This is a genomic window from Arcticibacter svalbardensis MN12-7 (assembly GCF_000403135.1).
GTDB lineage: Bacteria > Bacteroidota > Bacteroidia > Sphingobacteriales > Sphingobacteriaceae > Arcticibacter > Arcticibacter svalbardensis.
This window is the reverse complement of sequence record NZ_AQPN01000002.1, coordinates 37,898-50,324: the sequence shown is the minus strand read 5'-3', so window position 1 is coordinate 50,324 and position 12,427 is coordinate 37,898. Positions and strand designations below refer to the sequence as shown.

Below are 12,427 nucleotides of genomic sequence, written 5' to 3'. Positions count from 1 at the left end.
TATTAAACTAATAAAAAGTATCTTTCCTTAGAAAATACATCTATTAATCTAATAATGACTGAAAACACATCTTTCAAGCCATCCTTAAAGTTAATGGATGCTACTATGCTTGTCGCTGGAAGCATGATAGGATCCGGTATATTTATAGTCAGTGCTGATATCAGCCGGAATGTAGGGAGTTCGGGTTGGCTCATATTTGTCTGGCTCATAACCGGCTTTATGACCCTTACTGCTGCCCTGAGCTATGGCGAACTCAGCGCCATGTTTCCCAAAGCTGGCGGTCAGTATGTTTATCTCAAAGAAGCTTTTAACCCACTGATTAGTTTTATGTACGGCTGGAGTTTCTTTCTTGTTATCCAAACGGCTACAATTGCGGCTGTAGGTGTCGCCTTTGCCAAGTTTACCGCCTACCTGATTCCGCAATTCAGTGAAGACCTGGTTGCTCTTGATCTCGGATTTCTGACTATTTCGCCAGCCCAGTTACTCTCTATAATCATCATCGTTTTCCTGACTTACATCAATACCCAGGGCATAAACAGTGGTAAAATTATCCAAACGGTATTCACATTAACAAAATTGCTTAGTTTATTGGGACTGATCATCTTTGGACTATTTGCTATAAAACCAGATACCTGGAACCTCAACTGGTCAAATATGTGGGACATGCACAAGATAAATCTGGATGGTTCTACCGCTCAATATACTACTATGGCTGCTTTCGGTGCAATAGCAGCATCCATGGTAGGCTCTATTTTTAGTAGTGACGCATGGAATAATGTCACTTTCATTGCCGGTGAAATCAAGAACCCAAAACGTAATATTGGTCTGAGTCTGGCTCTGGGAACGCTAATTGTTACGGTAATTTATATCAGTACCAACATCATGTACACCGGTGTATTGTCGCTTCATGAGATAGCAGCGGCTAGCAAAGATCGGGTAGCAGTTGCAGCATCTCAACAGATTTTTGCTGGTGCAGGTACAGTCATTATCGCCCTGATGATTATGGTATCTACTTTTGGCTGTAATAATGGATTGATTATGGCAGGAGCCAGGGTCTATTATTCTATGGCACACGACGGTTTGTTTATTCGTCGGGTAGGTAAGCTGAACAAGAATTCAGTACCTGGTTTTGGCTTATGGATTCAATGTATTGTGGCTTGCCTGTGGTGCCTGAGCGGTAAGTATGGCGATCTGCTCGATATGATCTCTTTTGTGGTTGTCGTGTTTTATATGCTTACTATATCGGGTATTTTCGTGCTTCGTGCAAAAAGACCTTTAGCTGAACGTCCTTATAAGGCGATTGGGTATCCTGTACTCCCAATTTTGTATATTATAATGGGATTGACATTCTGTACTTTGCTGATTATCTATAAGCCCAATTATACATGGCCCGGATTAATTATTACCCTTATGGGGATCCCAGTATATTACCTGATTAAAAAGCTGGATAAAAAGGCACTCTTAAGTGATTAATGTATCGACTTAATCAAAATTCGATTGATATTTTTTATGCGATTAACTACCTGCACACACAAAAAAAAGGTAGCTAATCGCATAAAATAGTTGTACCCAGTCTTAAAACCTACCGATATCACCACTTCCAGATTTGGAAGAAGAAATCTGCTTTGCTGCACCTGTATAACGAATATCCCCTGATCCCGCAACTGATGCATCAAGTTGTTCTGATACATTTACCCCTGCATCACCTGACCCTCTTACCTGAACAATACTTTTGATTGTAACCAGGTCTCTACCTGAAAAATCGCCCGATCCCGTAACCGTCACACTCGAAGTCTGAGCCTGACCGGTAAGCTTCATATCTCCGGAACCAGTAAGCGAACTTTCCAACGTTTTTACATTAACCTTACCAGATACATCTCCAGAGCCTGTTAAATTTAACCTTAATTTATTGGTGGTAATACCTTCCGCAAAAGAAACATCTCCCGAACCAATGACGCTAATGCGATTAATGAATTTAACGGTCACATAAACAGCAGTTTTTTTATTGTCCCAATTGAAATTAAAGTTAGTTTTTTTGGTGTAGATCTTAAGCGTTCCCCCTTCTACAGCTGTTATTATACGGTCTATCACATCATCATCTGCCTCTACAATCACCGATTCAGTATTTCCTTGTTTAATAAACACATCATAAGAACCAATTACTTCTACACCCGTGAAACCGGATAAATTCCTGTTTTGCTTATCATTCCTACTTATTCCTAAAGCGGAAAGAGGTTTCGAATAACAAGTATAGGCCCCTGTTATCAACGTAGTGGCCAGCAAAATAGTGAAGAGTGATTTCATAGCGTTTATTTTTTTAATTAAGACGCTCATTCAAGTCCTTTGGTTACAAACTATTATGTAAATTTTAAACAAACGACATGAACCCATCAAGCAGATCCCAACAGGGGTGTTGTGTCACATAAGCCATACAAACCTATTTTTATTTTAACTAAACTGCTTTATTGCAGGATGTGGTGCTAACTTTGCGCCATATGCTTAAAAAAGTTAAAAGCCTTATTACACTCGTAATTATTTTCTTCCAAAAAGTATACGATCATTTTTACCGCTTGATTAAGGGTATTCCTACTATTAAGAGAAGTCAGATTACTGCGGACTTATTCCTGGGAAGTCAGTATAATAAAGTAGGACTGCGCAAACTAAAAGCATTAGGCATCACCGCTATTGTCAATATGCGCATCCATTCAATTTATAAAAAGGCACAGTACAAAGGGTTTGAATACCGCCATTTCCCTACAATTGATAACACCGCACCGCCTTTGGAAGTACTCATAAAAGGAGCGCAATTTATCGATGAGCAGATTAAAAAAAATGGAAAGGTTTATGTGCATTGCAGACAAGGACTAGGCAGAGGACCCACCATGGCAATCGCTTATTTGTTGAAATCAGGATTAACCTTTGATGATGCTCTTGGTTTAGTGAAAAAAGTGAGACCATTTATCAACCCCCGCCGATCTCAAATCGCCAGATTGAAAGAACTGGAACAGTTTTATAATGCACAAGTTCTTTCAAATCCAGCCTAACTATTCACTACGCTATAAAGAAAACTGTTATTAAATAAGATTTCTTTATATTTATACAAGGGTAAGGAGTTTTTAGAGCAAAGCGCTGAGTCAGAATCTCTTCATGTATTAAATAATCCCCCCTTCTTTAATCAAGAGGCGGATTAATTTAGTATAACCTAGTTGTCTGAATTTCGTATACCCTTCGAACTTATGAGAAAATTAATCGTTTTTATATGGCTGATTCTATTAGGATCTGGAGTGTTTGCCCTGTTTTGGTACAATGAATGGCAATACACATTACCAACCCCTGTCCCTAAAAATTACAGTGATGTAGCCTTCGGGAAACAAATCATGCCCGATAAAAATCTTTCCTTCAAGAATAATAAACCATTATTTCTTCATTTTTTCAATCCCGATTGCCCATGCTCCCGTTTTAATATCAAGCACTTTAAATCACTGGTCAGCCAGTATGAAGGGAAAGTAAATTTCGTAGTGGTGTTATTAACCGATAAATACTATACACCTGAAGAAGTACAAAAGAAGTTTGATTTAAAGGTTCCGGTTGTCGTTGATCCCGATATGGCTCTTCAATGTGGAGTTTACTCTACGCCACAAGCAGCAATTATAGATAAGAACCATAAATTATATTATCGAGGCAATTATAACCAGAGCCGTTATTGTACAAATGAGAAAACAGAGTATGCAAAAATAGCGCTAATGGGTTTATTGCAAAATAACAAACATTTGGTATTTAATCAGTTTGCATTAACAGCATATGGCTGCCGCTTACCAAATTGTACTCAATAATGGAAACTACGCTAACGGATGAAGAAATTAAGTCCTACGTAAAAGAGCTTAATAATGCAATAAGGAAACGCGCAGACCGGTTGATCGATTATTTTTTAATAGGTTATGTACTAGGAGGATTGATTTTTGCCACGTACTTCGATACCTGGATCATTGCTATTGGCATCAGTTCATTGTGTATTACCGCTTACTATTCTGTAAAAATCATATTACCAAATTCTAATTTATACCAGTATGTACTGAGTGTTATTCTTGCTGTTTTCATGGCGCAATTTATTTACCAGATGCATGGTTTGTTTGAAATGCACTTTTTTGCATTTATTGGAAGTGCATTGCTTGTCGTTTACCAAAAATGGAAGTTGCAAATCCCTATGTTTGTTCTTGTGTTCCTGCATCATAGTGTTTTTAGTTATCTTCAGGACATTGGTTTCAGTCAGATCTATTTCACTCAACTTGATTATTTTGATCAGCAAACGTTCATCTTTCATATTATTCTAACTACAGTTATTTTTTTTATTTGTGGATTATGGGCCTTCCAATTCCAGATTGCTTTAAAAAAGCAGGTCAACCAATCCGTTTTAATAAATAATTTCAACCAAGAGTCTGCGATTTTTGAGCAAAGGAAACAAAATGAAATAAAGCTCAACCAATCCTATAAACAACTTCAGCAAGCTAATCAGGACTTGGAAAAGGCGCGGCAACAAGCAGATCTTGCACGCCATGAAGCAGAAGCTGCCAACCAGGCAAAGCGAATATTTTTGGCAACCATGAGTCATGAAATCCGCACCCCAATGAATGGAGTAATCGGCATGTCTGATTTACTAAAAGAAACTGATTTAACCAATCAGCAAAGAGAATATACCAAAGTTATAAGCAGTTGTGGGGAAAGCCTACTTCATGTAATTAATGATATTCTTGATTTTTCCAAGATAGAATCGGGCAATATGGTATTAGAAGAGGCTGATTTTAACCTTAGTACTTCCATAAATGATGTGATCGCTATTTTCGGGACACCTGAAATAAAATCCAGACTGAATATTTCTTGTCATATAGCAGAGCGTGTTCCTGATGATATCTGTGGAGATAAATTCCGTCTACAGCAGATCTTAACAAATCTGATTAACAATGCGATTAAGTTTACCCCTAAAGGCGATATTTCATTACAAGTGACCTTGTTAGATCATCATCCTAAGGATAAAATTAAACTTCGTTTTGATATAAATGATACGGGTATAGGGATCAGAAAGGAGATGCTTGATGGATTGTTTAAGCCTTTTAACCAACTTGATTCTTCCACTACCCGGAAATATGGTGGTACAGGGCTGGGACTGGCCATTTCAGAAAAGCTGGTTCTTTTAATGAATGGACAAATGATGGTTGAAAGTGAGGTGGGAAAGGGATCTACGTTTTCCTTCATAATTGAAACCAGCAGGAGTAAAAAGATCGAGCCAGACCTGGAGATCCGGAATAAAGAGAAAAAGTTAAATCTAAGCTTTGTAGATGAATATCCTTTACAAATTCTTATTGTTGAAGATAACAAGGTGAATCAATATGTGATATCCCATATTTTAAGAAACTTAGGTTACCTGCCAGACCTTGCTGATAACGGTAAAGAAGCATTAGTATCAATAAATAAAAAACAATACGACTTGATCTTTATGGATATCCAGATGCCCGTTATGGACGGACTGGAAGCAACCAAAGTAATCAGGGATTCGAGCGAAAAACAACCCGTCATCATCGCATTAACCGCCAATATCTCGGCTGGAGATCAAAAAGAATACGTAAGTTCTGGAATGAATGATTTGATAGGAAAGCCAATCAATTTGGTTGAACTCAAGGAAAAATTACAGAAATGGTACCATTATAGTACTTCCTGAAAACATAAGAGCGACGCTATTCAATAACTATTTCTAACCTGGAGACATTAAGATTTTAAATAAATAATTTGTGGCTTGTTTAAATTAATCGTAATATTACAATATAAATATTGATTTATATATTAAACATATAAAGGCAATTGAATTTTTATAAAAATAATCATGAAAACTGACGAAGAAATAAAAGAATTGGTAAGGCAAAAGTACAGCGAAATAGCTTTGCAGGACAAATCAATAAATGAAACTTCATGTTGTGGATCAGGTGGATGCAGTACTGAAGTGTATAATATTATGAATGATGATTACACTAATCTGGAAGGTTACAATGCAGATGCAGATTTAGGTCTTGGGTGTGGTCTTCCTACCCAATTCGCCCTGTTTAAAACCGGAGATACCGTTATTGATCTGGGATCAGGTGCCGGAAACGATTGTTTTATTGCAAGAGCAGAGGTTGGTGAAAAAGGCAAAGTGATCGGTATAGATTTTACAGAAGCTATGATCAGTAAAGCCCGGATTAATGCTGAAAAGCTTGGTTTTAATAACGTTGAATTCAGACAAGGGGATATTGAAAACATGCCTGTTACCGCCAATGCTGCAGATGTCATTGTCAGCAATTGTGTATTGAACCTGGTACCCAATAAAAATAACGTATTTAAGGAGATCTATCGGGTATTAAAACCTGGAGGGCATTTCAGTATTTCTGATGTCGTATTAGTAGGTAATTTACCCGACAAGCTAAAAGATGCCGCCGAAATGTATGCTGGCTGTGTTTCCGGAGCTATTCAAAAAGGTAGCTATATGGAGCTTATCCAGTCAAACGGATTTGTCAATATCCAGATTCAAAAACAAAAACCGGTAATTATCCCTGATGATATTCTTGCTCATTATTTAAGTCCTGTTGAAATTAAATCCTTTAGGTCCGGTGAAACGGGAATCTTCAGTATCAGTGTTTTTGCAGAAAAACCATCACAAGAGTCTTGCTGTAAACCTGGAACCGGATGTTGTTAATCAGCGAATCAGGATTTATATACCTTGTTCTTGGATTTGTTAATCTGGAATAATACATTATAAAATGATTTTTCTTTCTCTTTAATCTTCAAGAAATGGTGAAAGTGAATTAATTTACATAATAATTGTTCCATAATCGGGAGGTTTTAATTTATCTGACCAATACCGGTGTCGAAATATCTTGCTGATAATATATATATTAGTTATTTGTTACAAATTTGCTGCCAAATTTCTAATTCGTATCAAAATTACGGTATGCAAGCAGAGTTTAAATAAACTGATGTTTTATTTATACGATTAGAGTTGAGTATAAAATCCAAAAAGGAAGTGTTTTTACCCAGATGGAAGTATAAGTACTGATAATTCAAATACGTGTATTTGGTTGTCATCAAAGGTAACTATCTTGTGTTGTGCTATTATCTAGATACAAGTTATGAAACTGAGTGACGATATTAAATTTATTCCTATGACCTCTGTATCAAGTGGTTCAGGTAAGGAAGTAAGGGATGATATCTACTATTATACCAATCAGATTGTCAATATTGTTATGATTGGCGATCCGGAAGGTGAAGACTGGTTTTTAGTAGATACAGGAATGCCATACAGTGGCAAGGAAATTATGTTTATAACAGAGGAACGCTTCGGAAAAGGCAGCAAACCGAAAGCGATTTTTCTAACTCATGGACATTTCGATCATGTGGGAGGCATCGTTGATTTGTTAGAAGCATGGGATGTACCGGTTTATGCTCATTTACTTGAATTTCCTTATCTAACTGGTAAAAAAAGCTATCCAGATCCTGATCCTTCTGTTGAAGGAGGTTTATTGGCTAAGATCTCGTCTATCTATCCACACGAACCAGTCGATATTGGAGAGGTGTTGCTTCCCTTACCTCACAATGGAAGTGTTCCCGGATTACCCGAATGGAGATGGATTGCAGCACCAGGTCATTCACCCGGACAAGTCGCATTCTTTCGTGAGCGGGACAAGATCCTTCTTTCTGCTGATGCATTTATCACCGTTAGGCAGGATTCGCTTTATAAAGTGCTGATACAAAAAGAGGAAGTAAACGGTCCCCCCAGATATTTGACCACTGACTGGCAAGCAGCAGCGGAAACAGTTAAAGAGCTGGCCTCCCTTCAACCTGAACTCGTCATATCTGGCCATGGGCAGTTTATGGAAGGAGAAGAGTTAAGAGCAGGACTGGAAATTTTAGCCTATGGATTCGATAAATTAGCCAAACCTAAATACGGTAAATATGTGACTGATACGGATCAAGAACAGGGACACCAATAAATAAAAAGATTGATGGAGCTAAAATTGCGCAGAAATACCTTCCCAAATCTTAGCAGCAACTGCCTCCTGTGAAGCATTTCCATCTATTACTAAAACCTTCTCTTCTTCCTTTAATACCGCAATTACTTCCAGGTATTTATTTCTAACCTGCTGAAGATTATCAGTGGTTTCATAAAGTTCAATAATACTTCGGCCTTTATTAAGCCTGTCCATGCTCAGTTCCGGGTCAATATCTATGTAAATGTTCAGATCAGGCCTTAAAAGACCGGCACTTAATGCATTCGCTTCTATCACCCAATTCAGATCCATGTGGACGCTATGATATGCATAAGAAGAAAAGTAGTACCTGTCTGTTATGACGGTATAACCTTCATCCAGCTTTTTTAAAATTCCGTCCGTTTTGTTGAGTAAATGATCTAACCGGTCCGCAACAAATAAACCTGCAATGGTACGGTGATCTGCTTCGATTTTGTGTGTGAAAATATCTCTAATGATGGAACCAATAGGGCTTTTTGTAGGTTCAAATGTGTTATAAACTTTTGTACCTTCCTTTATCAGGCGATCTGTCAACAGTTTTACCTGGGTGCTTTTGCCACTTCCATCAATGCCCTCGAAGGCGATAAATAAGTTCTTTTTCATTCGATAAATAATTGTACAATTAATGATCAAGCCAATTTTTGTAAGAAACAGGCGGAGCAAAAATAGGATTAAAATAGCTTAGGGTTCCCATCAATGGAATATAAGTTTTTAATAAGCGTATTCTTTTTCAATGAATAGTGACAATAATATTGATTCGCTCATACCAACTGTAAGGAATTAATTTTATTTCTTATTAAATGGAACCCGCCCTTTTTGAATTGTATACTGTGTTACATCTTTTGCTTCAGTCTTTTTGATTGCTGAAATGGCCTGCTTATTTATATTACTATGTAGGCCTAACATCATGATGTTGCCTTTATAAAACATGACCTTGATCTTTTCTTCTCTGCCGGGATAGTCGGATAGTTGTGTGTCAACTTCTTTTGTAGGATAATCAGATGGCTTTTCGGATTGAAATGTTCCGATAATGGCACAGGGACTGAACGTTGTGCTATTCAATAAAATGCTTTCATTGGTTTGACAGATAGGAGAGTAGAGTATTAGCGACATGCTTACTATAGCCAGGCAATCTTCTGGAACTGCTTCTGTAAAGGTGATCACTTGTCCCTCTATGTTTTGATACCCTTCCATGTCGATATCTTTTACGCCCAGATTTTCATAGTACTCCTCCCTGAAGTTAAAAGCAACTAACATTAGCCTTATGCGGTGTTTCATATAGGCTCCGCTTGCATTTTTAGGTCTTTTAATTTCTGTTTTGGTGTTCAAGGAGCCTAATGTAACACTCACCACACCTTCTGCGCTTTTACTAACTTCATGGTTTATCTGCAGTACTTCATGCAATTTACTGTTGGCATTGAAGTCAAATCCTTTTAAAAAGGAAAGGTCTCCATCATGCAAATCCCGTTTTCCTTTTTCTCCGCTTACATTGTTCAAGATCGACCGGTACACCAGTTGAGTGCTTCTATATGCTGCTGTTCCATCTTTGAAAAAATAAGCCGGTTCAAATGCTGCACGGATAACTGCTGCTGCAGAACTCGAAAGTCCAAACTCTGTAGCACTTCTTTTAGTTTTTTCGGTTTGCTTAAATGCCTTTGATTTGCCCTGAATGATGTTCTTTCCCCGGTACGCACGGTAAATGACTGAACCTGCGGTTCCGTGTACCATTCCTTTATTATCTATAGTTGCCATATTGTTTATGATTTTCAGTAAAGTAACCGCTAAAGATTTTTAAGAACGAAAGTGATACGAAATCTTCTCAAATCTTCTAGAATATGGTATTAATCTTCTATAATTTGCATTTTAATCTCCTTTAACCAAAATTGTAAATCAGGAAAATTTAGGGTAAATGGATATATTCAAATAATTAAAAGCAAAAATATACCTATATAAAACAGATGTAAGTCCGACTTTATTTAGTTAAACCTGGACTTATAGGGGACTCATATTCCATTCTATATGGAATTATTAATTGATTGTCCGCAAGCAATTTTGAAGTATTTCTAATTCAGATTTAGATTTTTCGAATGAAGGTCTAAACATGCGTTGCTGACAACCATATAAATTATACTATCGAAAGTAGCCTTTACTAGCAAAGGAGCATGTTGTTAATAAATAATAAATTTATTAATTTAAGATTAAATGAATTATAGCTATTTTGCGCCAAATATTAATACCTTATCATGAATAAAATTTTACAATTCGCAGTAATAGCAGGTGTCGCATTTTCAACATCAAGCTGTTGTACTGTTTTTAAAGGATCCAGAGAATCTATACGAGTAGTAAGTAATCCCCCAGGAGCAACCGTAGAAGTTGACGGAATCTAAAGAGGAATTACTCCTTTGGATCTCAGTTTAAAAAAGGGATTTTCCGGTCAGACCGTCGTGCTTAAAAAGGATGGATTTGATACCCGATCTTTCAGACCTGAAACAGCATTTGATGCAGTAAGTGTTATTAATGTATTTTTCTGGCCAGGTTTTATCATTGATGCAGCAACAGGATCAATGATGAAATATGATCTTAAATCTTATGAGTTAAAGTTGACTAAGCAAGAATCATCTGCTCAGGTTTTACCAAAAAAATAGTACCCATGAACCCGGTTAATCAATTGGGTTCATTGCTTTTCTCTGGTACGTTTTATATTATAGCGTCCAAGTTTTGAAGAGCATATCCAATATATTTAGTTGGTTAAGTTAATGGAGGTTAATCTACCAAATCAATTTTAAGCCTATTGATTTATACAGAGCAATGTTTTTGTCTTTACTTAGTAGAGTTAGATTGTTTTTAATGGCTTGCCAAATAAGCATTCTATCAAAGGGGTCACGATGCCAAGTTGCATGAAGATTGTGATAGCTTGCAGATTCAATCGGTAGGAGCGGTAAAAAACTAAACCCAGTATCTTCAGAAAACTTTGGAAGTTGCTCCGGCAATATATCGCTCAAATCCAGTTTTCCCAAAGAATACTTTAAAGAAATTTCGCAGAATGAGACAGCACTAACAAAAATTTCATTATTTGAATCTTCAAGTATTTTAATAACTTTTGGTGACAGTTTTTTCTGGTCTAAAATTGCCCATAATAAAGTGTGCGAGTCGAGAAGAAAACTCATCCCAAAAGTTCCTCCTCCGTCATTTTGAAATCTTTCTTGAAGACTACTTTCGCTTTGCCCTCCATAATACCTAATTTACGCTTTGGTTTATTAATGTGTATTTCTGGAACAAAATAGCCAACAACTTCTTTTTTCCTTCCATATGTAACAGCAAAGCCTACCCCTGCTTTTACTTCCTCAAGTACCTCAGCGAAACGTGCTTTAAATTCCCCAACTGTCATTGTTTTCATGGGTATTGAACTATTTGTGATTAGTTTTAAATTATCCTATATAAAGATAATTTAATCTTGACAACTTGACAAGGAGTATTTAAAAATAATTACTTCTATTAAAACAAGCCTGATATAAATGAATCAGACTTGTTTTTTATCATATGCCGTAAAACCTCCTATAACTCCACTACTGCCTTTATAGGAAAATGGTCTGATGGGAATTTACCATAATAGGTATCCGTAAGAATGCCCCATTTCTTTGCAGTAAACTGTTTAGTCATGAATATATGATCAATAACAGCCATTCCACGCGGAGTTCTGAATGCATTCATTGATGAGTTGTTTTCATAAGGATACTTTACTTTGCCATGTACATCCTGCAAAATACCAGAGTTGGCCAGAGTTAGATACCAATCGCTGCTACGGTCGCCGTTCAGGTCACCTGTAAACAAGACCGGTTCATTCTTCGCTATTTCTTTAATCTTTTTCAGGATCAGTTTTGCGCTTTCCTTACGGGCTATCACACCCTGATGATCAAAGTGTACATTGAACATGTAGAACGACTTTTTACTTTGGATGTCCTGCAGGTAAACCCAGGTACAGATGCGGTTGCAGCAAGTAGCATCCCAACCTTTTCCGGGTACATCAGGTGTTTCAGACAACCAGAAGTCCCCTTTTTTTAGCAGTTTGAATTTATCTTTCTTATAATAAATAGCGGAATGCTCTCCTGCATCTTTACCGTCATCGCGACCAAGGCCATATCGTGCATATTCAGGCAGGGCAGCACTGATGTCGTCAATCTGGTTTATTAATCCTTCCTGGATTCCCAGTACATCAAAGTCGTGAAAGCGGATTAAGTTGGCCACTACAGGGGCACGGTTTACCCATAAGTTGCCTGTGTCGCCTGCATTGTCATAGCGGATATTGAAGGTTCCTACAGTGAGTGATTGCGCGTTGCTAGCCATGGTGATCATGAAAAGTATTGCGGTTAATATTA

The 12,427-nt window shown here is 37.3% G+C and carries 14 protein-coding genes; 8 read left to right on the top strand and 6 right to left on the bottom strand.

Annotated elements, in window-relative coordinates; genetic code table 11:
* Positions 1-54 precede the first annotated feature (54 nt).
* Positions 55-1,473 (top strand): APC family permease, encoded by a 1,419-nt coding sequence (locus tag ADIARSV_RS00550; protein ID WP_016193379.1) that lies wholly within the window; start codon positions 55-57, stop codon positions 1,471-1,473.
* Between the two features lie 102 nt (positions 1,474-1,575).
* On the opposite strand, the gene ADIARSV_RS00545 is transcribed toward ADIARSV_RS00550, so the two are convergent.
* On the bottom strand, positions 1,576-2,304 hold the full coding sequence (locus ADIARSV_RS00545) for a head GIN domain-containing protein (protein ID WP_016193378.1): 729 nt from the start codon (positions 2,302-2,304) through the stop codon (positions 1,576-1,578).
* Positions 2,305-2,495: 191 nt separating this feature from the next.
* Here ADIARSV_RS00545 and ADIARSV_RS00540 point away from each other — a divergent pair, with 191 nt between their 5' ends.
* The 5 genes from ADIARSV_RS00540 (at position 2,496) to ADIARSV_RS00520 (ending at position 8,015) form a co-directional block, all read left to right on the top strand.
* On the top strand, positions 2,496-3,044 hold the full coding sequence (locus ADIARSV_RS00540) for a protein-tyrosine phosphatase family protein (protein ID WP_016193377.1): 549 nt from the start codon (positions 2,496-2,498) through the stop codon (positions 3,042-3,044).
* A gap of 192 nt (positions 3,045-3,236) precedes the next feature.
* Positions 3,237-3,833: a DUF6436 domain-containing protein gene (locus ADIARSV_RS00535; protein ID WP_016193376.1), complete on the top strand. Its 597-nt coding sequence runs from the start codon at positions 3,237-3,239 to the stop codon at positions 3,831-3,833.
* Positions 3,833-5,713, top strand: a complete 1,881-nt coding sequence (locus tag ADIARSV_RS00530; RefSeq protein WP_016193375.1) for an ATP-binding protein — start codon at positions 3,833-3,835, stop codon at positions 5,711-5,713. Before ADIARSV_RS00535 ends, ADIARSV_RS00530 begins: the two co-directional genes overlap by 1 nt.
* 162 nt (positions 5,714-5,875) lie before the next feature.
* Positions 5,876-6,721, top strand: coding sequence for an arsenite methyltransferase (locus tag ADIARSV_RS00525; protein WP_016193374.1), 846 nt, complete (start codon positions 5,876-5,878; stop codon positions 6,719-6,721).
* Positions 6,722-7,154: 433 nt separating this feature from the next.
* On the top strand, positions 7,155-8,015 hold the full coding sequence (locus ADIARSV_RS00520) for an MBL fold metallo-hydrolase (protein WP_040298599.1): 861 nt from the start codon (positions 7,155-7,157) through the stop codon (positions 8,013-8,015).
* A gap of 18 nt (positions 8,016-8,033) precedes the next feature.
* Here the strand turns inward: ADIARSV_RS00520 and tmk are convergent, their stop codons facing one another.
* Together tmk and ADIARSV_RS00510 are read right to left on the bottom strand one after the other, a co-directional pair.
* Positions 8,034-8,654, bottom strand: coding sequence for a dTMP kinase (tmk, locus tag ADIARSV_RS00515; protein ID WP_040298598.1), 621 nt, complete (start codon positions 8,652-8,654; stop codon positions 8,034-8,036).
* A gap of 183 nt (positions 8,655-8,837) precedes the next feature.
* Positions 8,838-9,803, bottom strand: a complete 966-nt coding sequence (locus ADIARSV_RS00510; protein ID WP_016193371.1) for a hypothetical protein — start codon at positions 9,801-9,803, stop codon at positions 8,838-8,840.
* 491 nt (positions 9,804-10,294) lie between these two features.
* Between ADIARSV_RS00510 and ADIARSV_RS21720 the strand changes: the two genes are divergently transcribed.
* Positions 10,295-10,438, top strand: coding sequence for a hypothetical protein (locus ADIARSV_RS21720; protein ID WP_160166626.1), 144 nt, complete (start codon positions 10,295-10,297; stop codon positions 10,436-10,438).
* 15 nt (positions 10,439-10,453) lie between these two features.
* The gene (locus ADIARSV_RS00505; RefSeq protein ID WP_016193370.1) at positions 10,454-10,696 is read left to right on the top strand and encodes a hypothetical protein; all 243 of its coding nucleotides are present in this window, start codon (positions 10,454-10,456) and stop codon (positions 10,694-10,696) included.
* A gap of 123 nt (positions 10,697-10,819) precedes the next feature.
* Here ADIARSV_RS00505 and ADIARSV_RS00500 read toward each other — a convergent pair whose 3' ends face one another.
* The 3 genes from ADIARSV_RS00500 to ADIARSV_RS00490 form a co-directional block, all read right to left on the bottom strand.
* Positions 10,820-11,218, bottom strand: coding sequence for a type II toxin-antitoxin system VapC family toxin (locus ADIARSV_RS00500; protein WP_040298597.1), 399 nt, complete (start codon positions 11,216-11,218; stop codon positions 10,820-10,822).
* Positions 11,215-11,439, bottom strand: a complete 225-nt coding sequence (locus tag ADIARSV_RS00495) for a hypothetical protein (RefSeq protein ID WP_016193369.1) — start codon at positions 11,437-11,439, stop codon at positions 11,215-11,217. The genes ADIARSV_RS00500 and ADIARSV_RS00495 overlap by 4 nt, the downstream gene beginning before the upstream one ends.
* Positions 11,440-11,606: 167 nt before the next feature.
* Positions 11,607-12,404, bottom strand: coding sequence for an endonuclease/exonuclease/phosphatase family protein (locus ADIARSV_RS00490; RefSeq protein ID WP_016193368.1), 798 nt, complete (start codon positions 12,402-12,404; stop codon positions 11,607-11,609).
* Positions 12,405-12,427 lie beyond the last annotated feature (23 nt).